This is a genomic window from Leucobacter chromiisoli, from assembly GCF_016522505.1.
Lineage (GTDB): Bacteria > Actinomycetota > Actinomycetes > Actinomycetales > Microbacteriaceae > Leucobacter > Leucobacter chromiisoli.
This window is the reverse complement of the sequence record NZ_JAEHOH010000006.1, coordinates 71,395-93,629: the sequence shown is the minus strand read 5'-3', so window position 1 is coordinate 93,629 and position 22,235 is coordinate 71,395. Positions and strand designations below refer to the sequence as shown.

The window sequence follows — 22,235 nt, the reverse complement described above, 5'->3', positions numbered from 1 at the left end:
CCGCCCGTCCTCGGGTGGCGCGTGATCGGCGGCAGGCCGCTCGCTCCGTCGTGGCAGCGCTCGGCGCTGCCCCAAAGTGAACCATATACCGAACCCGAGTACAACATATGGTCCAATAAACGTAAGCTGTTCGTTACCGGAGCTCGAATCCTCCGGAGCCCGTCGGGGCGTCGGAGCCGTCGGAGGGACATCGCAGTGACCCCACACACCCGCTCACCGGCGGTCGCGCGCGCCGCGGCGATCCTAAGGCTCCTCGCCGCCTCGCCCGCGCCGCAGACGGTGGCGTCGATCGTGCAGGCGACCGCTCTGCCGAAGACGAGCGTGCTCGGGATCTGCCGGGCGCTCGCCGACGAGCGGCTGCTCGCCCGCGGGGCGAACGGCAGCTACGCCCTCGGCCCGCGGGTCGCCGAGTTCGCCGCCGCCGCACGGCTCACCGCTGAGCAGTCCCTGAAGTTCGGGCTGCTCATCCCGACGCGGGACAACGAGTACTACACCGCCCTCATCGAGGCCGCGGAGGAGGCGATGCAGGAGGCGGGGGGCGAGCTCATCGTGCTCCAGGCCGACGAGGATCCCGACCGGCAGCAGGCCCAGTGGCAGGAGCTCCTGGATCTCGGAGCCGACGTCGTACTCATCGACTCCGTGGACTCCGACGCCCTCGGACGCCAGCTCCGGCACTCGCAGCGGGCCGACGTGCCGGTCGTCGCGGTGGGATCCCGCATGAGCGGCGTGAACGCGTCGGTCAGCAGCGACAACACGCAGGCGGGCCTCCTCGCCGGCCGCTTCCTCGCATCCCGCCTCGGCCCCGGCGCGAAGGTCGCCGTCGTCGACGGGCTGCGCAAGAACGCCAACGCCGACCGGGTGGCGGGCTTCCGGGAGGCGCTGCTCGAGTTCTCCGGCGTGGAGCTCGTCGCGCACATCAGGGGCGATCACGACAACCCCGAGGCCGGCGGGGCGGCGATGCACCGGGCGCTGGACGAGCACCCGGACCTCGCCGGCGCCTTCGCCGTCTGCGACCCGATCGCCTTCGGCGCGTCCGAGGTGGCGCGCGGCGCGGGCCGCCCGATCCCGATCGCGAGCGTCGACGGGCGGGCGCGCGCCATCGACCAGATCACCGGCGCCGGCCCGATCGTGGCCACCGCCGCGCAGGATCCCGCCCGGATCATCCGCACGGCGCTCGACATCGCGAGGAACCTGTGCCGCGGCGTCGACCCCCCGCAGGGCACCGTCCTCATCCCCGTGAGGCTGATCACCGAGCAGAACGCCGGAGGGTACACGCCGTGGCTGTGAACGACTCCTCGCGGGCGCCGGCGGTGCGCCGCGCCGTCGCCGCCCTCGACTTCCTCGCCCACATCGGGAGGGCCAGCGCCGCGGACGTCTCGCGCGATCTCGGCCTCGCGAAGAGCTCGACCGCGGATCTGCTCGCGACGATGCAGGCGGTCGACCTCGTGCGCAAGCGGGGCGACGAGTACGAGCTGGGCGCCCTCGCCTCCGAGCTGACCGCGGGCTTCGTCGGGGACCCCGCCATCCTCGACGGCTTCGCGAAGCACTGGGCGAGGCAGCCCATCGTGAACGAGCACACGGTGACGATCGAGACGCTCCTCGGCGCCACCGCGCTCTGCCTCGACCTGCGCATCGGCCGCTACGTCCTGCCGTCGACCCCGCGGATCGGCAGACGGATCCCGCTCTGGGACGGCGCGGCCGGCTCGCCGCTGCTCCTCTGCATGCCGACCGAGGCCCTCGCCCGCACCCTCGAGCGCTTCGAGGGGTTCGACGGCTCGCCCGAGCGCACCGCGGCGATCCTCGAGTGGCGCGCCCGCGAGGCGCCCCGGCCGCGCGCCGCGACGCGCCTCAGCAGTCGGGGGAACATCGAGATCAGCCTCGCCCTCCCCGTCGCCTTCGCCGGCTCCCCTCCCGTGACCGTCACGGCGCACCTCCCGCCCGAGAGCGAGAACGGCGTGGTGTCCGCCGTCTCGGCGAAGCTCGAGGATCTGGCGAACGCCGTCGTCGGCTCGGCGAGCCCGACGAGCTCCGCCCTCGCCGAGCCCGTGCAGATCCTGCCGAGGATCGAAGCCGCGAGAGTGCGCGGGCGGAGCCCGCTCCCCGACTCGGTCGATAGGCTCGATGCATGACGTTCGCACTCATCCGCCACGGTCAGACCGATTGGAACCTCGCCGCACGCATGCAGGGGCGCAGCGACATCCCGCTGAACGCCACGGGCCGGGATCAGGCTCGAGCCGCCGCGCAGCGGCTCGCGGCCGAGGGGGAGCGCTGGGACGTGATCGTCAGCTCTCCCCTCGACCGCGCCCGCGAGACGGCGGCCATCATCGCCGAGGGGCTCGGGATCCCGCTCGGGAGCGCCTACGCCGGCCTGACCGAGCAGGACTTCGGCGAGGCGGAGGGACTGGCCGTCGAGGAGGCGCTGAGCCTCTGGCCGGATCGCCGCTACCCGGGCATGGAGCCCGACGCCGAGGTCGGCCTGCGCGGCGCGCGGGCGATCGAGGACGTGCTCGCCGAGCACGGGGACGTGCGCGTGCTCGCGGTGGCGCACGGCACGTTCATCCGGCGAACCCTCTCGGAGGTGTCGGGGCACGAGATCGAGCGGTTCCCGAAGCTCGAGAACACCTCGATATCGACGCTGCGGCGGCTCGAGCGGGCGATGGAGGACGAGGCCGCCGAGGCGCGGGCCACCGGCGCGCCGGACCTCGCCGAGCGGGCCGAGGCGCAGGCGGAGCGCGCCCGCGCACGGCTCTGGGAGCTGCTCACCGTCGGCGACGCCCCCGTCGGGCTCGCGCTCGGCCTCGACGCGGATCGCGTCGCGGATCCCGCCCACGGGCCCGGGGCCGGCCGGGGCGCGGGCCCGGGGGCATCCGGCGAGGTGCTCGGCCGACGTCCCTGACGAGCGCGCTTCAGCCGCGCTTCAGCCGCGCTTCAGCTCTCCCGATACACACTGGAGGCATGCGGATACTGCTGGTGGATGACGAGGTGCGCTTCGCCGACGGCGTCCGTCGCGGCCTGGAGGCCGAGGGGATGACGGTGGACGTGGCCCACACCGGCACCGACGGGCTGCGCCTGGCCGGCGAGAGCGACTACGACGCGATCGTCCTCGACGTGATGATCCCGGGCATGAGCGGCTACCTCGTGTGCCGCGAGCTCCGCGCCGGAGGCGACTGGACGCCCGTCCTCTTCCTGACCGCGAAGGACGGCGAGTGGGATGAGGTCGAGGGCCTCGACACCGGCGGCGACGACTGGCTCACCAAGCCCTTCTCGTACCCGGTGCTCGTGGCGCGGATCCGCGCGCTCGTGCGCCGGGGGGCTCGCGAGCGGCCCGCCGTGCTGGAGGCCGGGGATCTGAGGCTCGACCCCGCGGCGCGGCAGGTGTTCCGGGGCGCCACGGAGGTGTCGCTCACCGCCCGCGAGCTCTCGGTGCTCGACTTCCTGATGCGGCGGCGCGGGGAGGTCGTCACCAAGCGCGAGGTGATCGCGAACGTGTGGGGCGAGGAGTTCGACGCCGACCCGAACATCGTCGAGGTCTACATCGGTCACCTCCGGGCGAAGCTCGACCGCCCCTTCGGCAAGAACGCCATCCGGACCGTCCGCGGAGCCGGCTACCGATTGTCGGCCGATGGAGCCTAGACCCCGCCGGCGCCCGCTCCGATCGATCAAGGCCAGGGTCACGCTCGGAGCCGTGCTCGTGGTCGCGCTCGCGCTCGCGGGCGGGGCCGCGGGGGGCCTCGCGATCCTCTCGGGGTCTCTGACCTCGGGCGTCGAGGCCTCGCTGCGCCTCGACCTCGAGACCCTCGACGACCGGATCGAGGACGGGAGCTTCTCCGTCGGCGACTCGGAGGGCGACGCGCTCGTCGCGCTCCGCGGCGACGCGGTCGACGACGACCGCGATGGCGACGACGCGCTCGACGACGACCACGATGGCGAGGCGGATCCGGACTACTCGGACGACGACGCGGCCGAGCTGCCGACCGTCGCGGAGGATCGCTTCGAGAGGATCCGGATCGACGGCGAGCCCTACCTCGTCGCGTCCGAGCGCACCGATGCCGGCGTGCTCACCGTGGGGCGTCCCCTGGAGCAGGTCGACGAGGCGGTCGCGACGGCGGCGACGCTGCTCGCCGTCGCCGTGCCCCTCGCGGTGCTGCTGATCGGCGGGGTGGTCTGGATCGTCGCGGGTCGAGCGCTCGCACCCGTGGAGCGGATGAGACGCCAGGTCGACGACATCGACGCGTCCGAGCTCGACCGGCGCCTCGACGGCGGAGGAGCGGGCGACGAGATCGACCGGCTCGCGGGCACGATGAACGGCATGCTCGACCGGCTCGAGCGCTCGCAGCGGACCCAGCGCCAGTTCGTGAGCGACGCCTCGCACGAGCTCCGCTCTCCGCTCGCCACCGTGCGGCAGCACGCCGAGCTGGCCGCCGCGCATCCGGAGACGACGTCCGCGGAGGAGCTCACGCAGGTCGTGCTGCACGAGGGCGCGAGGATGCAGGAGCTGGTCGAGGCGCTGCTGCTGCTCGCCCGGCTCGACGAGCACCGCGGCATCGGCCCCGCCGCCGTGGTCGACGTCGACGATCTGGCGTTCGCCGAGATCCGTCGGCTCCGCGGCCTCGGGGTGGTCGTCGACGGCCGGGGCATCTCGCCCGGCCGGGTGCGCGGCAGCTCGGCGCTGCTCGGACGGGCGCTGCGCAACCTGGCCGACAATGCCGCGCGGCACGCTCGGCAGCGGGTCGCGATCCGGGTGCGCGCCGAGGGCGACCGCGTCGTCGTGACGGTGGAGGACGACGGCGCGGGTGTCGCTCCGGATCAGCGGGAGCGGGTCTTCGAGCGGTTCTTCCGCCTGGACGAGGGGCGGGCCCGCGATGCGGGCGGCAGCGGGCTCGGCCTCGCGATCGTCCGCGAGGTGGCGCTCGCCCACGGCGGTGCCGTGTCGGTCGGCTCCGGCGAGAGCGGAGGCGCGGTGTTCACCCTGGTGCTGCCCGCCGCGTCGGATTCCTGAAGCGTTCTTCAGCCGGCTTCAGAAGCGCTTCAGCACCCGCGCGAGAGGCTGGACGCATGAACGAGAACGAGAAGCCCACCGACGAGAAGCCCACCGACGACCACCAGTACCGGGAGCACGGCGGGGTCCCGGCCGACGGAACCGCCCCGGCGCCCCCGGCGCCCCCCGCGACATCGAAGCGCCGGCTCGGCCGCCCGGCGATCATCGGCATCGGGGTCGGAGCGGCCCTGCTGCTCGCGGGCGGCGGCCTCGCGATCGGCATGGAGATCGCCGACGATCGCGATGACTCCCCCGCGGCGGCGGCCGACCGCGCTGCGCGCGCAGACGACGGCGATCGCGCGGATCGCGACGCCGACCGCGGCGACGACGCGGACGATCGCGGCGACCTCGCGGACGATCGCGATGGCCTCGGGCAGGACGCCGGGCCGGGCGCATCGCTCCCGGCCTCCGACGGCGCCGCCCTGCGCGACGCGGCCGAGGCGGCGATCGCCGCCGTCGACGGCGCCGGGGCGACCTCGATCGACGTCGAGGCGGGAGGCTACGAGGTCGAGGTGCTGCTGAGCGGCGGCACCGAGACCGACGTCTTCGTCCCCGCCGACGGGGGCGAGGCCGAGCTCATCGACCGCGACGACTCGGACACGACGCGGGATCCCGCCCTCGACCTCGACGGCCTCGATCGGATCGTCGCGGCCGCGCTCGAAGAGGCGTCGCGCGTCTCCGACGGCGCCGACGGGAGGGTCGACTCCGTCTCCTCCTCCGATGATCGCGGCGTCGCCTCGGAGGTCACCGTGCGCCTCGACGCCGACCGCGAGGTCGAGGTGGCGCTCGACGCCGACCTCGGGGTCTTGTCGACGGACCTCGACGACTGACCGCCGACGGGGATCCGGCCCCGATCCCGATGGGGCGCCGGCACTCCCGGCGCCCCTACTCGAGCACGCCGTCCACGGCGGTCGCGAGCACCCGGCCCGAGGCGAGGGCCTCCGGTCCGACCGCGCGCGGGTCCACGTCGAGCACCGTGAAGTCGGCGTAGAGACCCGGCGAGAGCGCGCCGATCTCGTGCTCGCTGCGCAGCTGCCACGCGGCGTTCGCGGTGTGGGCCCGCAGGGTGTCGGCTCGCGCCGCGGGGGTGCCGCCGTCGAGGTGCCGGCCGGTGCGCGAGGTGCGCGTCTCGGCGACGGCCATGTTGCGCAGCGGTTCGCACGGCGTCACCGTGCCGTCGTTGTGGAACGTGGCCCGGTGCCCGGCCGCGAACGCCGCCCCGGCGTCGGCCCAGGCCGCTCCGCGCGGGCCGAAGAGATCGTCGACGAGCACGTCGCCCCAGTAGGTGATGTGGTCCACGAAGAGGCTCACGGTGACGCCGAGGCGGCTCGCCCGGCGGAACTGCTCGGGGGTCATCAGGCCGCAGTGCTCGACCCTGAAGCGGTGATCGCCCAGCCCGAAGCGCCCGATCAGCTCTTCGTAGGCGTCGAGCGTGCTGTCGATCGCCACGTCGCCGTGCGAGTGGCAGGCGAGCTGCCACCCGTCGCCCGCGTACTGCCCGCCGATCTCGATGAGCTGATCGGTCGTGTAGTTCGCGCGGCCGACGTGGTGCGGCCCCAGCCCGAGCGCACGGGTCGCGGGGGTGTCGAGGTAGGGGAAGGACGTGGCGATGTTGCCGACCCAGGGCGAGCCGTCCGACCAGACCTTCACGCCGACCTGCCGCAGCCGGGCGTCGCCGTTGCGCAGCTCGACGCCGGGCCGCCCGCCCGGCTTCGACATCTCGTAGGTGCGCAGGCGCACGGACAGGCTCCCGCTCTCCTGGAGGCCGCGGATGACGGCGTCGAGCGGGCGCGACCACGAGAGGTCGCCCACCGTCGTGATCCCGCTTCGCCGCAGGCCGCCGAGATAGGAGGCCATGAGTTCGGGCAGGCGCGCCTCCGCGGCCTGCATGGCGGGGCCCGCGACGCGGAAGACGGCGGCCGCCTCCAGTGCGACGCCGTCGAGCTCGCCCGACGCGTCGCGGCCGAAGGAGGCGCCCGCGGGATCCGGGGTGTCGCGGTCGATCCCCGCCTCGCGGGCCGCGGCGGTGTTGAAGTAGAGCGAGTGCCCGGAGTTGTGGACGATGACGAGCGGGGTGTCGCCCGCCAGCGCGTCGAGATCCCGGATCGTCGGCGCCGCGAGGCCCCGCTGCAGCAGCGGATCCCAGCCGTTCGCGAGCACCCGCTCGGGCCCCGCCGCGAGGGCGGCGCGGATGCGCTGCCACACGCCGTCGGCAGTCCCGATCACCACCGGTCGGATGTCCACGACGGCGTCGCTGAGCTGCACGGCCGCCTCCGAGGGGTGGCCGTGGGGTTCGATGAGGCCGGGCACGGCCCATCCCTCCCCCAGGTCGACGTCGTCGACGCCCCGCTGCGCGGGCACCTCGTCGCGGGATCCGAGCGCCGCGATGCGGCCGTTCTCGACGAGCATCGCCTCGGCCAGCGAGGCGGGGTCCTCGGGGTCGCGGTCGGTGCGGACGAAGCGCCCGGTGAAGCGGGTCGCGGTGGGATCGCTCACGCGCACCGGCGCTACTCCATCGACTCGAGCTCGCGCCCGCGGGTCTCGCGGACGAACTTCCACACGAAGAACAGCGACAGGACCGCCATCGCCGTGTAGAGGCCGTAGGCCAGTCCGAGGCCGGCATCGGCGAGCGGCGGGAAGGTGATCGACACGAGGAAGTTCGCCGCCCACTGCGCGGCCGCGGCCACCGAGATCGCGTAGGCGCGGATGCGGTTGTTGAACATCTCGCCGAGCAGCACCCACACCACCGGCCCCCAGCTGACCCCGAAGAACACGACGTAGAGGTTCGCCGCCAGCACCGCCACGACGCCCGCGGCGTCCGAGAGCACCGGCTGCACCTCGCCGCCGACCATCTCGGTGGGCGCCGTGCCGAAGATGTAGGCCATCGTGCCCAGGGTGATGGCCATGCCGACGGAGCCGATGACGAGCAGCGGCTTGCGCCCGATCTTGTCGACCAGCAGGATCGCCACGATCGTCGTCGCGATGTTCACCACCGAGGTGATGACGCCGGTGAGCAGCGCGTCGGACTCGTCGAAGCCGACCGCCTCCCAGAGCATCGTCGAGTAGTAGAAGATGACGTTGATGCCGACCAGCTGCTGGAACAGGGAGAGCAGGATCCCGATCCAGACGATCGGCGCGAGCCCGAAGCGGGGCCCCTTGATGACGGTGATCGACTGCGTCGCCTCGAAGTCGAGGGTCGCGCGGATCTCCTTGATCTTCTCCGTCGGGGTGCCGCCGACGTAGTGCTCGAGGATCCGCTCGGCCTCCTCCGTGCGCCCCTTCCCCACCAGGAATCGCGGCGATTCGGGGATCCTGAAGGCCAGGAGGCCGTAGATCACCGCCGGCAGGCACTCCGCCATGAACATCCATCGCCACGCCTCGAGCCCGAGCCAGAGCACGCTGCCGGCGCCGCCGGCGGCCTGGGCGAGCGCGTAGTTGCTGAGCAGGGAGACGAAGATGCCGACCACGATCGCGAGCTGCTGCAGCGACCCGAGGCGACCGCGGACATTCGCGGGAGAGACCTCGGCGATGTACGCCGGGGCGATCACGCTGGCGGCGCCGACGCCGAAGCCCCCGACGAAGCGGAACACCGTCAGCGACCAGATGTCCCACGCGAGGCCAGATCCCAGCGCCGAGATGAAGAACACGGCCGCGGCGACCTGCATCACGCGGATGCGGCCGAACCTGGCGGCGAGCGGCCCCGCGAACCACGCGCCGATCGCGCAGGCGATGAGCGCGCTCGCGACCGAGAAGCCGAGGAGCAGGGGCCCGGCCCCGCTCCACTTGCCGACGGCGCCGACTGCGCCGTTGATCACGGCCGTGTCGAAGCCGAAGAGGAAGCCACCCATCGCGGCCGCCGCCGCGATCATCACCACCCGCGATATCGGAGGCGTGGGCAGCACTCCCGAACCCGCATTCTGACCGACATCGACCATCTGCCCACACCACCTCGTGTCGCGGCCTCGAGCGTCTGCGCCGGATCCGGTCCGAGGCGATTGCCCGCTTGCGAGAAGTCTGGCGCACCGACACGATCAGCGTCAAACTCCCCGGCCCGGGCATACCCGGGCCGTCGCGTCAGCGCCCCGCGCGCATCCGGGACCGCACGACGCCGTCGAGCGTCGCCCGGACGGGCGTGCCGAGGTACAGGCCGAGGGACGCGCCCACCGCGAGCCCCACGCCGATCATGCCGGCGAGCACCAGGGCACCGGCCCCGGTCATGAGGACGGGCACCGAGCCGTCCGACTGGGCGAGGGCCAGCAGCCCTCGGAACACGGCGCCGCCCGGCACGAGCGGGATGATCGCCGCGGTGGTGACCGCGACCGACGGGACGTGGAGCCGATGCGCGACCAGCGTGCCGACGAAGCTCGCCACCAGCGCTCCGATGCCGCTCGCGGCGGCCTCCTCGATCCCGACCCCGATGCTGAGGAAGTGGCCGAGCATCGCGATGGCGCTGAGTACGGCGCTGACCGCGAGGATCCGGGCGCCGCCGCCGTTCAGCAGCGCCACCGCGACCGCCGCGACGACCGCCCCGACGAGCTGGTGGCCCGGCCCGGCGAACTGCTGCGCGTGCTGCGGCAGGTCGATGCTGAGCCCGAACAGCCGGGTGAGCCCGAGCCCGACGACGATGCCGATGACCACGCCGAGGGTCTGCATGATGAGCTCGAGGATCCGCCCGCCTGCGGTCAGGGCGAAGCCGTCGATGGCGTCCTGAGCGGCGCCCACGACGGTCATGCCGGCGAACATCATCACGATGCCCGACGCCACGATCACCGAGGGGCGCACGTCCTCGAACGGCCCGATCCCGAGCTTCGCCAGCTCGGACACCGCGACCGCGACGAGCGTGATCACCAGCGCTCCGGCGATCTGGCTGAAGAAGGACGGCACCCGCAGCCGCATGAGCCAGGCCTGGGTCGCCGCGGCGGCGAGCGCGGCGGCGAAGGTGGCCCCGAGGATCGTGGGCGAGGCGCCGAACATCACCGCGACCCCGACGGCGAGCAGCGCTCGGGAGACGATCACGACGACGGGCCGGTAGAGGAAGGGGGTCCGCCTGATCAGCCGGTACTCGGCGCGGGCCTCCTCGAGCGGCAGCCCGTCGCCGATGTCGGTCACCAGCGCCTGGAGCCGCTGCAGCTTCGCGTGGTCGGTCACCGCCTGCCGCACCACGCGCAGCAGCGTGATCGGCCGGTCCTCCCCGCTGCGGTGGAACGAGGCGGTGATCGAATTGTAGGTCACGTCGACGTGCGTCGGGTTCAGCCCGTAGTGCTCCGCCACCCGGGTCGCCGCGAGGGTGACCTCGTGGGCCGAGGCGCCGACGCCGAGCATCGATTCCGCGATCCGCATGGCGAGGTCGAGCACCCGCACGGCCGTGCCGTCGTCCACGACGGCGAGGGCCTCCGTGGGGGTGGCGCTCCGGGCATCCGCGTGGAGGGCCCGGCGCACGGACGCCAGGAGCCGCCGGCGTGGTTTCTGCATGCCCCCATTCTGCCGGTGCGCGGCTGATCGCCGCCTCCTCGTCGCGCCTCCCGCCCGCGCCCGGGCCCGGTCCCACAGCGCCGTGATAGAGTCCCGTGTCCGTATGGGGAGACGGGGAGAACTTCGAAGCTCGGGCGGTGGGCCGGAGGGGCGCGCGGAGCGCTCCGGCAAGGAGCGCTCGGGCGCCATCGACGCCGTGCGCCTGCTCAGCGTCGTCGCCATCGTCGCCGGCCACATCTGGGGGTACGACAACACGGCGAAGCTGCTCTACACCTGGCACGTCCCCGTCTTCTTCTTCCTGAGCGGCTACCTGTGGAAGCCCGGCCGGGCGGTCGGGGCCGAGCTCCGATCCCGGCTCCGATCGCTCGGACGCCCGTACGTCGCCTGGCTCGCGATCCTCACCGTCTGCCTCGTCGCGTTCGGGATCGCGGCCGGCGAGGACGTCTCCGGCGACGTCGCGGCCGGGCTCTACGGAGGGGCCGGCGCGACCCAGCCCTACACGACGATCTGGTTCGTGTCGGTGCTCTTCTTCGCCACGCTCGGATACCGCCTCCTCGAGCGGCTGCCCGGGTGGGCCCGGTGGGCCGCGATCCTCGCGGGCACGGCCTCGGGGTATCTCTGGGGGCCGGAGCTCGCGGCGACTCCCCTGAGCGTCGCCTCCGCGGTGCCGTGCCTCGTGCTGCTCGCCGCCGGCGCCGCGTGCCGCTCCCTCCGGTCGTCGATCGCGCGACCGCTCCTCACGGGCATCGCCCTGCTCGCGGCGAGCGCGGCGCTCATCCTCTTCGACGTCTCGGCGCCCGTCGACATCAAGGCCGGCGATTACGGCACGCCCGTCCTCTCGCTCCTGTGCGCCGTCGCGATCTCCTTCGCACTCGTGCTCGTCGCCGAGCGCGTCGTCCCGGCGGGGCGGGTCTCGCGCTGCCTCACCTGGCTGGCGCTCCCCGCACTCGCCGTGGTGTTCGCCCATCCCCTGTTCTTCGACGTGCCGGGTCCGCGCGTCGTCGTGTTCGCCGTCGCGTTCCTCGTCCCGCTTGCGGTGGGACTGATCGGCCTGCGCACCCCGTTGTCCCCGTGGCTCACGGGCCAGGAGCGGCGCGGCGCGGACCGGTCCCTCAGCCCTTCCTGACGTCGAGGCTCGCGTTGCCCTGGTTCGTCTCGTAGACGCGCACGCGGCGGCGCCCGACGCTCGCCTTGAGCGGCAGATCGCACCCGGCCCGCAGCCGCTCGCGATTGCCGTCCACGCCGTCCTCGCTGCGCGCCACCGTCCAGGCGTCCGCGATGTCCCCGCGGTACCGGCCGAGCGTCGCCGCCGGCACGATGAAGCTCCGGCGCGGCGCGTCGGCCGGCAGGCCGGCCGAGCCCTCCGTGCCCGCGCCCGCCGGGGCGAGGATCGCGGCGAGCACCGCGGGGCTCGGCCGGTCCCGGCCCGCCAGCTGCAGCGTCAGCGGCTGCTCGCCCCAGAGCGCCCGCTCGATCCGCCGGTAGAGGATCCGGCCCCTGCGGCGGTCGAGCAGGGGCGCGAGAAGCGACCGCGCCGCGCCGGCGAGACCCCGCCTCCACGCCGCGCGAGGGCCGGCGAGCTGCTCGGCGAACGCGTTCTCGCGGGCCGAGACGGCGACCACGAGCTCGAGCGTCCGCCGCATCGGCCGCACCTCCACCAGGGTCGCCGTGTGCCCCAGCGCGACGGCTGCGCGCACGACCGCGTCCATCGCCGCCGCGTCACCGGCCCGGATCAGTTCGAGCTTGAGCCGATCGGCCTGCTTCGGAGCGGTGGGGTCGAGCTCCGCCGGCACCAGGTCGGCCAGGTACTCGCGGTGCAGCTCCATCCAGCGACGCTGCCGCTCGGGGCTCATCTTCAGCCAGCGCTTGGGCGCGTAGAAGCGCAGCCCCTTGCGCAGGAAGAGCTCGAAGACGAGCCGGTCCGCCTCGTCCCGGTCCTCCACGTGCTCGCGCAGGATCTCGGCGATCGTCCTCACGGAGCCCGCGTACCCCGCCGGGTCGATGTCGCGCGAGGAGATGTTCTGCCCGTCGTCGCGCTGGGCGATGTAGTAGAGCGGGTGCTCGGCCCACATGCCGATCCTGCGGGCGAGCAGGTAGGCGCGGGTCACGAACATGCCGTCCTCGAGGCGCACCCGCCCCTCCGGGAAGCGCAGGGCGTGAGCCTCGACGAGGTCTCGGCGGAAGAGCTTCTGCGGCGAGAGGGTCTCCATCGCCCGGGCGATGGAGACGTCGCCGTGGGGGTGCTTGGTGAAGAGCGACTGCACGAGGCGCCCGCCCGTTCCCTCCATCCTCGGGATCACGACGTCCATGCCCTCGGCGTCGGCCATGTCGGCGAGGCGCCGCAGCGTCTCGGGCTCCATGGTGTCGTCGGAGTCCATGAAGAAGAGATACCGGCCGCGAGCGAGGCCGAGGCCCCGGTTCCGGGGCATGCCCGGCCAGCCGCTGTTGGGCTGGTGGACGACGGTGACGCGGCCGTCGGCGACGGCGAACCGGTCGAGCTCCTCCCCCGAGCCGTCGGTCGAACCGTCGTCGACCGCGATCACCTCGAGCTCGCCCTCCCCCAGATCCTGGGCGAGCAGCGACTCCATGGTCCCCGTGAGATAGGGCATGGAGTTGTACACCGGCATGATCACGCTGACGCGCGGTTCCCGACCGTTCACGGATCCCCCCTGTGTTCCTTCGGCTGGAGCGAGCCGGGCGCCGGGTCCCCCGCGGCCGCCGCCGGCGAACTCGGCTACAGCGCCAGGCTAGCCCGCTTCGCGCGGTCGAGGCTCCGAATATCCCGGTGAGAGGGGAACCCCGGGGTTCCGGGGAGGGATCCGCTCCGCTACGGCAGCAGTTCCGGCAGCGCGGCGGCGCAGAACGCCCGCAGCTGGTCGCTCTTGCTGAAGACCACCGTGTCCCACTCCTCGGCGGTCGTGGAGCTGTCCGCGAAGTCCGAGGGGACCTTGAACACCTGCAGCGGCACGCCGAAGCGCTCGCACACGCTCGCGTAGGCGTAGGTCTCCATGTCGACGAGGCTCGCCCCGAGGGCGGCGATCCTGGCGCGCTGCGCGTCGTCCTGCACGAAGAGGTCGCCCGTCGCGATCGCGAGGGTCCGATCCTCGTCCAGCAGGACGGGGCCGCCGAGGCACAGCTCGCGGGACGGGAGCGAGAAGTCGTGCTGCACGGCGCGGGTGATCTGGTAGACGGTGTCGAGCCGCGGGCCGGCCGCGACCACGCCCGCGGTGCCGAGCACCACGACGCGCTCCACTCCGCCCGCGGCGAGCTCGCTCGCGAGGCTCGTGGCCGCGTTCACCTTGCCGACGCCCGTCAGCACGTGCGGCACGTCGCCGAAGGCCGTCGCCTCGTCGGCGTGGGCGAACACCAGCAGCGTCTTCTCAGCGGTCACGTCTTCCTCCGGTTCTGCGCGCCCGATCGACGCGACCGATCCACACTAGCAACACGCCTGCATATGTGTATAATGGGAGGCTGAGCACGCGCGATCTCGTTGCAGACGCTACCCACCGAAGGGAGCGGGTTCCCCACCGGGAGCAGGATCGCAGCGGCTCGCGGGGCCCCGATCGGGCTCCGCTCACGGCGGCGGGCACCCCGTCCGCGCCGCGGCTGCCGCGCGCCGCGAACTCCCGCGCCGAAGCAGCGGCGGAGCGCTCGAGCGCCCGATCAGCAGCTCGCGGGGAGCAGGCGCGCACCATGCGCACCGGACGCGCGTCGGCCCCCACCATGGGGATCAACCGCGCGGAAGCGCACGGTCCCGCACAGCAAGCACCGCGCGGCACCCCGCGCAGCACCGCGCGATACCGCGCGGCACGAAAGGACTCATCATGACTCACACGATCAACGCATCCGCGACCGCGCGACCGGCGCGGCCCCTGCACACCCCCTACCACGCGCTCGGCGGCGAGCGCGGCGTGCACGTCCCCTCCTGGGTCGGGCACCGCTCCGTCTACCGCTCCGCTGGCCGGACCCTGTACCTGGTCGAGACCGACCGCCTCGAGGCGGCGCGGGGCGACCTCGACCGGCTCGCCTCCCAGGGGTGGGACGTGCAGGTCGAGCGCGCTCGGGCCGGCTCCGCCGCCCGGATCGCGCTGACCCAGCAGGATCTGGCCGTCGCCGCGTAACACGGCGACGCCGCGCGGCCGGGTGACGCTACCGTAGAGGAGGCGGATGCCCGCGCAGGGCGGGCGCCGCCCCCGGCCCGGGGCAGCCGCACGCGGCACGAGCGCACGCAGAGCCCCCGGGCACCGCACAGCACGAGACGAGGAGCACACCATGGGCGAGGTCGAACTGGCGGAGGTCGAGAGCTTCTCGCTGGACCACACGAGGGTGCGCGCGCCGTACGTGCGCCTGATCGGCGTCGAGCACGGCCCGAAGGGCGACGCGATCTCCAACTACGACATCCGGCTGGTGCAGCCCAACGAGGCCGAGATCCCCACGGGCGGGCTGCACACGATCGAGCACACGCTCGCGGCGCTGCTGCGCACCCGCTTCGACGGCCTCATCGACATCTCGCCCTTCGGCTGCCGCACGGGCTTCCACCTCATCGCGTGGGGCGAGCCCGAGCCCGCCGAGGTCGCCGCGGCGATCAAGTCGTCGCTCGAGGATCTCGCCCACCGCGTGGCCTGGGAGGACGTGCCGGGCACCGACGCCGTGAGCTGCGGCAACTACCGGGACCACAGCCTGTTCTCCGCCAAGGAGTGGGCGAAGGCGGTGCTGGACCGCGGCATCAGCCTGGACGCGTTCGACCGTTCCCGGATCGCCTGATCCCGCTGACGCGGAACGAGCCGTATACGTCGAGTTCGAGGCGGTGCCCTACCGCTGCGGGGCCCGCACCCAGGCGCGGGTGTTCGCCGACCTCCCCGAGGAGCTGTCCGAGGACATCCGGGAGATCCCGCGCCGTGGCGCTCGCCGGCGTCGTGTCGCGCGCCGGCGTCGTGTCGCGCGCCGGCGTGGTGTCGCGAGCCCCGGCCGCGATCCTCAGCCTCGAGCCGCCGCCGCGGCGCGCAGCCGCTCGGCGGCCCGGGAGGCCCGGGTCACGACGGCTGCCGCATCGAGGGTGAGGTGCCGGCCCTCGGCGTAGACGTGCCGGCCGCCGATGAAGACGTGGCGCACGTCGGCGCCGCGCGCCGTGAACCCCAGATGGGAGACGAGCGTCTCCGGGGCGAACGGAGCGGCCCCCGCGCCCCGTACGTCGAGCGCGATCACGTCGGCCCGCCGCCCGACCTCGAGGCTCCCCGTCTCCGGGAAGCCGATCGCCTCGGCGCCCCGCCGGGTCGCGATGTCGAGCACGTCGGCGGCGCGCACGGCCGCGGCGTCCTGTCTCGCCCCGCGGTGCAGCACGGTCGCGAGCTTGATCTCCTCGAACAGGTCGAGCGAGTTGTTGCTCGCCACGGAGTCCGTGCCGAGCGTCAGGCGGATCCCCGCCGAGACCATCTCGGGCAGTCGGGCGATCCCGGTGCCCAGCTTCAGGTTCGAGACGGGGTTGTGGCTCACGGCGGCTCCGCTCGCCGCGAGCAGGGCGATCTCCGCGTCCTCCAGGTGGACGCAGTGCGCGGCGAGCAGTCGTGCCCGGGACGCACCGCCCCCGCCGGCCCCGAGCAGCCCCAGCTCGTTCAGATGCCCCACCGGACGCACGCCGTGGCGATCCCCGATCTCCCGAATCTCCGCCGCCGATTCCGAGAGGTGGATGTGGATCGGGATCCCGGTGCGCCGCGAGCGCTCGGCGAGGTCCCGCAGGAACCCGGGAGGGCACGTGTAGGGGGCGTGGGGGCCGTAGGCGATCCTGATCTGCGGGTCGCCCGCGAAGCGCTCGGCGAGCTCCTCCGTGAACGCGGTCGTCTCCGCGCCGTTCATGGGGCTGACCCCCGGGAAGCCGACGCGGTCGGGCGCGAAGGTCGCGGGAGCGGCGAGCACGCGCATCCCGCTCTCCCGCACCAGGTCGAGCAGCCCGACGTCCCAGTGGTACATGTCGGCGAACGCGGTCGTGCCGCTCGCGATCATCTCGACGAGGGCCAGCTGCAGCCCGGCTTCGACGTCGTCGCGGGTGAGGTGCTGCTCCATGGCCTGCACCGCTGAGAGCCACGGCATGAAGCCGTCGTCGTCGGAGACGCCCCGCTGCAGCGTCATCGCCGAGTGGGTGTGCCCGTTGACGAGGCCGGGCATGAGCGCGTGGCCCCGCAGGTCGTGCGAGACGACCGACCCCGCCCTCGCCCGGCCGGCGTAGGCGATCCGGCCGTCGGGGCCGAAGGCGAGCTCGGCGTCCGGCACCGGACCGTCCGGGGTGAGCATCGCGTCGGCGCGCAGCACCGTCTCAGCTGCTCGACTCGACCCGGTCACCATGCGGCCAGACTATCCTCCGAGCCGGCGCTGGCGGGAGGAGTAGACCCGCAGCGCGCGCAGGAAGTCGACCTCACGCAGGTCAGGATAGAGGGCCTCGACGAAGTAGAACTCCGAGTGCGCCGACTGCCAGATCATGAAGTCGGAGAGCCGCTGCTCCCCCGACGTGCGGATCACCAGGTCGGGGTCCGCCTGCCCGCGCGTCCAGAGGTGCTCGCCGATGGTCTCGGGCGTGAGGCGCTCGGCGAGGGTGTCGATCGTGCCTCCGGCCGCCTGATGCTCGGAGATCACGCTGCGCACCGCCGCCGTGATCTCGCTCCGCCCGCCGTAGCCGACGGCGAGGTTGACGTGCAGCCCCTCGTGCTCGGCCGTGCGCTCCTCGGCGTCGCGCAGCGCCGCGATGAGCTCCTCCGAGAGCCCCTCGGTCGCCCCCACGTGTTTCACGCGCCACCGCGGATTGTCGGCGAGCAGGCACGCGAGCTCCGCGATGATCCCGAACAGGTCCTCGAGTTCCTGGCGATCCCTGGCCTGCAGGTTGTCGGCGGAGAGCAGGTACAGGGTGACGACGTCGATCCCCGCCTCCTCCGACCACCCCAGGAACTCCGGCACCTTCCGGGCTCCGGCGCGGTGCCCGAAGGAGGCGCGCTCCTGCAGCCGCTGCTTCGCCCAGCGGCGGTTGCCGTCGACGATCACGGCGATGTGGTGCGGCACCCCGGCGTGATCGATCTCCCGGCGCAGGCGCCGCTGGTACAGGCGGTACAGCGGCCCGGGCGTCGAGGTCTTCTGTTCGGGTGGCACTCTGAGAGTGTAACGGGCGGGACGCTCCCGGCCGCATCCTCCGGGCGCGCCCGCCGGGGGCGCATCCGCCGCCGGGGGCGCCCGGCCCGCCCGCCGGACGCGCTCGGCCCGCCCGCCGGGCATATGCCGACACTCCCAGCCTGCGAACGTAGACTCGGAAGATGATGCAGCAGGGAAGCGGATCCTCCGACCCAGCAGGCGCTCCGGCTCACCGCGACCGCCCGCTCCCCGAGCCGGACCGGCTCTCCATTCCGCTGCTCGAGGACGCCCTCGACCATCCTGCCGGGCACCGGGCGGAGGTTCCGGCCGAGGTGAAGCCGCGGTGGCGGGGCTGGATCCACGCCGGCACATTCCCCGTGGCCGTGGCGGCCGGCATCGTGCTCATCTGCCTCGCGCACGGCGCGGTCGCCAAGTGGGCGTCGGCGGTCTTCATGCTCTCGAGCATGCTGCTCTTCGGCGTCTCGGCCCTCTACCACCGCTTCAACTGGAAGCCGAGTACGAAGCAGGTGTTCAGGCGCCTCGATCACGCCAACATCTTCCTACTCATCGCCGGCACCTACACGCCCATCGCGCTGCTCGCGCTGCCGTCCGACAAGGGCGTCCTGCTGCTGGTGCTCGTGTGGGCCGGGGCACTGCTCGGGATCGGGTTCCGCGTCTTCTGGATCGGCTCGCCGCGATGGCTCTACGTGCCGCTCTACGTGCTGCTCGGCTGGGCCGCCGTCATGTACGTCGTCGACATCTACCACGCCAACCCGGCGAGCATGGTGCTCGTGGTCGTCGGGGGCCTGCTCTACACGGCGGGCTCCGTCGTGTACGGGATGAAGCGCCCGAACCCGGTCCCCGGCGTGTTCGGCTTCCACGAGATCTTCCACACGCTCACGGTGCTCGCGTTCATGTGCCACTGGACGGCGGCGCTGCTCGTCGCCCTCGACCCCGTCTTCCTGCGGTAAGGGCGTCCTCGCTCGCAGGCCCCGCCTGCCGCCGAGTTCTCCACACCCTCCACTCCGGGCTTGACCGCGCAGCATGCGTCTCGGGTAGCGTCGCTTGCACACCGCCGGGAGCGCAACGAGAATCGAGGCATGCACATGTCCCCCGAAGTCATCGCCACGATCGTCGCGGTGTTCACCGCCGTCGCGGCGATCTTCGCGGGCCAGTGGAGGCTGCAGCGAGGGCTCGAGGCGCGATTGGACAAGCGCTTCGAACAGGTGGATCGGCAGTTCGAACAGGTGGACAAGCGCTTCGAGCAGGTGGATCGGCGGTTCGAGCAGGTGGATCGGCAGTTCGAACAGGTGCGCGAGGAGTTCACAGCCGTCCGCGAGGAGTTCCGGACCGTGCGCGAGGAGTTCACAGCCGTGCGCGAGGAGATCAAGGAGGTGCGCGACGACGTGCGCATCCTCGCCGCTGACCTCACGGAGGTGAAGGTGTCGATCGCCCGGCTCGAGGGGCCGCGCCCGCCGCTCCTCCGAGTGCCGTAGCCCGCTCAGTCCAGGGTCCGATCGCCCCCTCGGGCCGAGCAGCAGACGGCGGGGCGGGGTCACCCCGCGGCGAGCACCTCGAGCACGGCCTCCCCGTAGCGGTCGAGCTTCACCTGCCCGATGCCCGAGATCTCGGTGAGCTCCTGCGGCCGCGCGGGCCGGTGCACCGCGAGGGCCGCGAGCGTCGCGTCGTTGAACACGACGTAGCCCGGCACCCCCTGCTTCCTCGCCTCGGACGCCCGCCAGGCCCGCAGCCGCTCGAACAGCTCGGCCTGCTCCGGCGTCAGGTCGGCCGCGGCCGCGGAGCGCTTCGGCGCGCCGCTCTCGCCGCGCGCACCGCGCCCGCCGGCGCGCTGCAGCACCTCCTCGCGCATGTGCACCTCGGCCTGGCCCCGCAGCACCGCGTTCGCCGCCTCGGTCGGCACCAGCACCCCGTACTCGCCCTGGCTCTCGAGCAGTCCGGTCGCGAGCAGGTGCCGCACGATCCCGCGCCACTGCTGCACGGAGAGGTCGGTGCCGATGCCCCAGGTGCTGAGCTCGTCGAGCCGCATCTGGGTGACGCGCTCCGACCCCACCCCGCGCAGCACGTCGATGTGCTGGCCGGCCGCATAGGTCCTGCCGCGCTCGCGCCCCGTGCGGATGATCGTCGACAGCAGCTTCTGCGCGGGAACCGTGGCGTCCCACAACCTTGGCGGGTTCAGGCAGACGTCGCAGTTGCCGCACGCCTCCTCCCTCGACTCGCCGAAGTAGCGCAGCAGGAAGACCCGGCGGCACGACGTCGACTCGCAGAGCGCGAGCATCTGGTTCAGGTGCCGCAGCTGGCTCGCCTGGGCTGCCTGGTCGCCCCCGCCGCCCTCGATGAACTGCCGCTGCTGCACGACGTCGGCCAGACCGTAGGCCATCCAGGCCTCCGACGGCAGGCCGTCGCGGCCCGCGCGGCCGGTCTCCTGGTAGTACCCCTCCACCGACTTGGGCAGGTCGATGTGCGCGACGAAGCGCACGTCGGGTTTGTCGATGCCCATGCCGAAGGCGATCGTGGCGACCACCACGACGCCGTCCTCGCGCAGGAACCGGGTCTGCGCCTCGAGGCGCTCCTCGGCGGGGAGGCCCGCGTGGTAGGCCACGGCGTCGATCCCGGCGTCCCGCAGCGCGGCGGCGGTCTGCTCCACGCGCTTCCGGCTCAGGGCGTAGACGATCCCCGCCTCCCCCGAGTGCTCGCCCCGGATGAAGTCGATCAGCTGCTTCCGCACCTGGCCCTTCGGCTCGATCCGGTAGCGGATGTTCGGGCGGTCGAAGCTCGACACGAAGTGCCGGGCGCGCTCGAGGTGGAGGCGCTCCGTGATCTCGCGATGCGTCTCGGGCGTCGCGGTGGCGGTGAGCGCGATCCGGGGCACCTCGGGCCAGCGCTCGGCGAGCGCTCCGAGACGCAGGTAGTCGGGCCGGAAGTCGTGGCCCCACTGCGACACGCAGTGCGCCTCGTCGATCGCGAAGAGCGCGATCCGCCCCTCGTCCAGCAGCTCGACCGTGCCGGGAGCGGAGAGCCGCTCGGGCGCCAGGTAGAGCACGTCGAGCTCGCCCGCGCGGTAGGCCGCGGCGACCCGCTGCCGCTCGGCCGGGTCCATGGCCGAGTTCAGCGCGGCCGCGCGCACCCCGACGAGGCGCAGCGCGGCGACCTGGTCGTGCATGAGCGCGACGAGCGGCGAGAGCACGATCCCCGTGCCCTCGCGGCAGAGGGCGGGGATCTGGTAGCAGATCGACTTGCCGCCGCCCGTCGGCATGAGCACGACGGCGTCGCCGCCCGCGATCACGTGGCGGACGATCGCCTCCTGCTCACCGCGGAACGAGTCGTACCCGAAGACCTCGGCGAGCACCCTGCCGGGGTCGGCCGCGATCACGGCCTAACTCCGGGGCTCGTCGCCGGTCTCGGGACGTCCCTGCGGGCCGGCGTCGGGAGATCCCCCGTCGGCGCCTCGCGCCTCGCCGGTCTCTCGCACCTCCTCGGCGTCCCGCGCGGCGAGCTCGGCCTCCAGCTCCTCCCGGATCTCGGCGCGGTACTGGCTGCGGCGCAGACGACGCACCAGGTTGACGCCGAGCAGGATGACGGCGACGGCCAGCAGGCCCGTCATCAGGAAGCCCACCGCCCCCGGCGACACCGTGTCGGGGTCGAACTGGGCGTCCTCGGCCGCGAAGAGCGCGGCGGCGGCGAATGTCACGAGGTCTCCTCCTCTATTCCCTGAAACAGATCGGCCTCGAACTCGCTGGTCGCGACGCGCGATGCGGCGAGCCGGTAGTCCTCGAACGGCCAGGCCTGGCGCTGCATCTCGTTCGGCCAGAAGAAGAACGGGCTGTCGGGCGGCACCTGGCTCGCGTGCGCACGCAGCGCCTCGTCGCGGCGATCGAAGAAGCGCCCCACGTCGATCTTCGCGGTGCCGTGGTAGCCGCGGCGGTCCATCCGCTCGTGGATCTCGGCGAACTGCTCGATGAGCGGCGACTCGGGATCCTGATCGAGCATCCACTGGTACACGGTGCGCACCCGCTCCGAGTTGAAGATCTCCTCGTAGTACATCTTCTTGATGACCCACGGCTCGCCTGCGTCGGGGTACGACTCCGCGTCGCCCGAGACCTCCCACGCGTGCCGGCTGATCTCGTGGCAGCGGATGTGATCGGGGTGGGGGTAGCCGCCCTGCTCGTTGTAGGTGATCATGACGTGGGGCCGGAACTCCCGCACCACGCGCACGAGCGCCTCGGCCGAGATCTCGATGGGGATCGCCGCGAAGGACCCGGGCGGAACGCCCTCCCCCTCCGCCGGCAGGCCCGAATCCTGGTAGCCCAGCCAGCGGTGCTCGAAGCCGATGATCTCGCGGGCGCGGGACATCTCCTCGCGCCGGAGGCCGGGCAGGTCGCGCCGGCTCTTCGGGTCGCGGGCCACGAGCTCGTTCAGCACGTCGCCGCGCTCGCCGCCGGTGCAGCTCACGATGAGCACCTCGGCGCCCTGGTCGAGATAGTGCGCGTAGGTGGCGGCCCCCTTGCTCGACTCGTCGTCGGGGTGCGCGTGCACCGCGATCAATCTGAACGTCATCGGTGTCCTTTCACACGTGCCTCCCGGGCCTTCCCGC

General features: G+C 73.0%; 21 protein-coding genes. 11 read left to right on the top strand and 10 right to left on the bottom strand.

The window, feature by feature from the left end:
* Positions 1-195 precede the first annotated feature (195 nt).
* The 6 genes from JD276_RS04830 to JD276_RS04805 are packed head-to-tail and all read left to right on the top strand — an operon-like array spanning position 196 to position 5,868.
* Entirely contained in the window at positions 196-1,287 is a 1,092-nt protein-coding gene (locus JD276_RS04830) for a substrate-binding domain-containing protein (RefSeq protein ID WP_200114435.1), read from the top strand.
* The gene (locus JD276_RS04825; RefSeq protein WP_200114434.1) at positions 1,278-2,129 is read left to right on the top strand and encodes a helix-turn-helix domain-containing protein; all 852 of its coding nucleotides are present in this window, start codon (positions 1,278-1,280) and stop codon (positions 2,127-2,129) included. Before JD276_RS04830 ends, JD276_RS04825 begins: the two co-directional genes overlap by 10 nt.
* Positions 2,126-2,896 carry a histidine phosphatase family protein gene (locus JD276_RS04820; RefSeq protein ID WP_200114433.1) on the top strand — a complete coding sequence of 257 codons (771 nt, stop codon included), beginning with the start codon at positions 2,126-2,128 and terminating at the stop codon, positions 2,894-2,896. The genes JD276_RS04825 and JD276_RS04820 overlap by 4 nt, the downstream gene beginning before the upstream one ends.
* A 59-nt stretch (positions 2,897-2,955) precedes the next feature.
* Entirely contained in the window at positions 2,956-3,633 is a 678-nt protein-coding gene (locus JD276_RS04815) for a response regulator transcription factor (RefSeq protein ID WP_200114432.1), read from the top strand.
* Entirely contained in the window at positions 3,623-4,999 is a 1,377-nt protein-coding gene (locus JD276_RS04810; protein ID WP_200114431.1) for a sensor histidine kinase, read from the top strand. The genes JD276_RS04815 and JD276_RS04810 overlap by 11 nt, the downstream gene beginning before the upstream one ends.
* Before the next feature lie 56 nt (positions 5,000-5,055).
* Positions 5,056-5,868: a hypothetical protein gene (locus JD276_RS04805; protein WP_200114429.1), complete on the top strand. Its 813-nt coding sequence runs from the start codon at positions 5,056-5,058 to the stop codon at positions 5,866-5,868.
* Between the two features lie 55 nt (positions 5,869-5,923).
* Here JD276_RS04805 and JD276_RS04800 read toward each other — a convergent pair whose 3' ends face one another.
* The 3 genes from JD276_RS04800 to JD276_RS04790 all read right to left on the bottom strand — a co-directional run bounded on the left by JD276_RS04800 (position 5,924) and on the right by JD276_RS04790 (position 10,510).
* Positions 5,924-7,534 carry an amidohydrolase gene (locus tag JD276_RS04800; protein WP_307866451.1) on the bottom strand — a complete coding sequence of 537 codons (1,611 nt, stop codon included), beginning with the start codon at positions 7,532-7,534 and terminating at the stop codon, positions 5,924-5,926.
* An 11-nt stretch (positions 7,535-7,545) separates the two neighbouring features.
* A complete protein-coding gene (locus tag JD276_RS04795; protein ID WP_233615361.1) occupies positions 7,546-8,907 on the bottom strand; it encodes a sugar porter family MFS transporter in 1,362 nt (453 codons plus the stop codon).
* 205 nt (positions 8,908-9,112) lie between these two features.
* Positions 9,113-10,510 carry a threonine/serine exporter family protein gene (locus JD276_RS04790; RefSeq protein ID WP_200114425.1) on the bottom strand — a complete coding sequence of 466 codons (1,398 nt, stop codon included), beginning with the start codon at positions 10,508-10,510 and terminating at the stop codon, positions 9,113-9,115.
* Positions 10,511-10,613: 103 nt separating this feature from the next.
* On the opposite strand from JD276_RS04790, the gene JD276_RS04785 reads away from it, so the two are divergent.
* Positions 10,614-11,636: an acyltransferase family protein gene (locus tag JD276_RS04785; RefSeq protein ID WP_200114423.1), complete on the top strand. Its 1,023-nt coding sequence runs from the start codon at positions 10,614-10,616 to the stop codon at positions 11,634-11,636.
* On the opposite strand, the gene JD276_RS04780 is transcribed toward JD276_RS04785, so the two are convergent.
* Positions 11,623-13,170, bottom strand: coding sequence for a glycosyltransferase family 2 protein (locus JD276_RS04780; RefSeq protein ID WP_200114422.1), 1,548 nt, complete (start codon positions 13,168-13,170; stop codon positions 11,623-11,625). The two genes, JD276_RS04785 and JD276_RS04780, sit on opposite strands and share 14 nt — an antisense overlap.
* Positions 13,171-13,337: 167 nt before the next feature.
* Complete coding sequence (locus JD276_RS04775; protein ID WP_200114421.1) at positions 13,338-13,901, bottom strand: phosphorylase family protein; 564 nt, start codon at positions 13,899-13,901, stop codon at positions 13,338-13,340.
* 433 nt (positions 13,902-14,334) lie between these two features.
* Between JD276_RS04775 and JD276_RS04770 the strand changes: the two genes are divergently transcribed.
* Both JD276_RS04770 and JD276_RS04765 read left to right on the top strand, forming a co-directional pair.
* Positions 14,335-14,631: a hypothetical protein gene (locus JD276_RS04770; protein ID WP_200114420.1), complete on the top strand. Its 297-nt coding sequence runs from the start codon at positions 14,335-14,337 to the stop codon at positions 14,629-14,631.
* A 151-nt stretch (positions 14,632-14,782) separates the two neighbouring features.
* Positions 14,783-15,274: an S-ribosylhomocysteine lyase gene (locus tag JD276_RS04765; RefSeq protein WP_200114418.1), complete on the top strand. Its 492-nt coding sequence runs from the start codon at positions 14,783-14,785 to the stop codon at positions 15,272-15,274.
* 213 nt (positions 15,275-15,487) lie between these two features.
* Here the strand turns inward: JD276_RS04765 and JD276_RS04760 are convergent, their stop codons facing one another.
* Positions 15,488-16,849: an amidohydrolase gene (locus JD276_RS04760; RefSeq protein WP_200114416.1), complete on the bottom strand. Its 1,362-nt coding sequence runs from the start codon at positions 16,847-16,849 to the stop codon at positions 15,488-15,490.
* A gap of 9 nt (positions 16,850-16,858) precedes the next feature.
* Positions 16,859-17,644: an isoprenyl transferase gene (locus JD276_RS04755; protein ID WP_307866450.1), complete on the bottom strand. Its 786-nt coding sequence runs from the start codon at positions 17,642-17,644 to the stop codon at positions 16,859-16,861.
* A 164-nt stretch (positions 17,645-17,808) separates the two neighbouring features.
* On the opposite strand from JD276_RS04755, the gene trhA reads away from it, so the two are divergent.
* On the top strand, positions 17,809-18,594 hold the full coding sequence (trhA, locus tag JD276_RS04750) for a PAQR family membrane homeostasis protein TrhA (protein ID WP_372432821.1): 786 nt from the start codon (positions 17,809-17,811) through the stop codon (positions 18,592-18,594).
* Between the two features lie 129 nt (positions 18,595-18,723).
* A complete protein-coding gene (locus JD276_RS04745; RefSeq protein WP_200114411.1) occupies positions 18,724-19,119 on the top strand; it encodes a response regulator in 396 nt (131 codons plus the stop codon).
* 59 nt (positions 19,120-19,178) lie between these two features.
* Here the strand turns inward: JD276_RS04745 and recQ are convergent, their stop codons facing one another.
* Genes recQ through mca form a run of 3 tightly spaced genes read right to left on the bottom strand, consistent with a single transcriptional unit; the run spans position 19,179 to position 22,198 of the window.
* Positions 19,179-21,014, bottom strand: a complete 1,836-nt coding sequence (gene recQ / locus JD276_RS04740) for a DNA helicase RecQ (protein ID WP_200114410.1) — start codon at positions 21,012-21,014, stop codon at positions 19,179-19,181.
* A gap of 3 nt (positions 21,015-21,017) precedes the next feature.
* Positions 21,018-21,332 carry a hypothetical protein gene (locus tag JD276_RS04735; RefSeq protein ID WP_200114408.1) on the bottom strand — a complete coding sequence of 105 codons (315 nt, stop codon included), beginning with the start codon at positions 21,330-21,332 and terminating at the stop codon, positions 21,018-21,020.
* On the bottom strand, positions 21,329-22,198 hold the full coding sequence (gene mca, locus JD276_RS04730; protein ID WP_200114404.1) for a mycothiol conjugate amidase Mca: 870 nt from the start codon (positions 22,196-22,198) through the stop codon (positions 21,329-21,331). The genes JD276_RS04735 and mca overlap by 4 nt, the downstream gene beginning before the upstream one ends.
* Positions 22,199-22,235: the final 37 nt, after the last annotated feature.

What these genes read in the sequence shown, in the direction of transcription:
- JD276_RS04820 (WP_200114433.1), top strand. Translation starts at nt 2,126, where the DNA reads ATGACGTTCGCACTCATCCGCCACGGTCAGACCGATTGGAACCTCGCC.
- JD276_RS04815 (WP_200114432.1), top strand. Translation starts at nt 2,956, where the DNA reads ATGCGGATACTGCTGGTGGATGACGAGGTGCGCTTCGCCGACGGCGTC.
- JD276_RS04810 (WP_200114431.1), top strand. Translation starts at nt 3,623, where the DNA reads ATGGAGCCTAGACCCCGCCGGCGCCCGCTCCGATCGATCAAGGCCAGG.
- JD276_RS04805 (WP_200114429.1), top strand. Translation starts at nt 5,056, where the DNA reads ATGAACGAGAACGAGAAGCCCACCGACGAGAAGCCCACCGACGACCAC.
- JD276_RS04795 (WP_233615361.1), bottom strand. Translation starts at nt 8,907, where the DNA reads ATGATCGCGGCGGCGGCCGCGATGGGTGGCTTCCTCTTCGGCTTCGAC.
- JD276_RS04790 (WP_200114425.1), bottom strand. Translation starts at nt 10,510, where the DNA reads ATGCAGAAACCACGCCGGCGGCTCCTGGCGTCCGTGCGCCGGGCCCTC.
- JD276_RS04785 (WP_200114423.1), top strand. Translation starts at nt 10,614, where the DNA reads ATGGGGAGACGGGGAGAACTTCGAAGCTCGGGCGGTGGGCCGGAGGGG.
- JD276_RS04770 (WP_200114420.1), top strand. Translation starts at nt 14,335, where the DNA reads ATGACTCACACGATCAACGCATCCGCGACCGCGCGACCGGCGCGGCCC.
- JD276_RS04765 (WP_200114418.1), top strand. Translation starts at nt 14,783, where the DNA reads ATGGGCGAGGTCGAACTGGCGGAGGTCGAGAGCTTCTCGCTGGACCAC.
- JD276_RS04760 (WP_200114416.1), bottom strand. Translation starts at nt 16,849, where the DNA reads ATGGTGACCGGGTCGAGTCGAGCAGCTGAGACGGTGCTGCGCGCCGAC.
- trhA (WP_372432821.1), top strand. Translation starts at nt 17,809, where the DNA reads ATGCAGCAGGGAAGCGGATCCTCCGACCCAGCAGGCGCTCCGGCTCAC.
- JD276_RS04745 (WP_200114411.1), top strand. Translation starts at nt 18,724, where the DNA reads ATGCACATGTCCCCCGAAGTCATCGCCACGATCGTCGCGGTGTTCACC.
- mca (WP_200114404.1), bottom strand. Translation starts at nt 22,198, where the DNA reads ATGACGTTCAGATTGATCGCGGTGCACGCGCACCCCGACGACGAGTCG.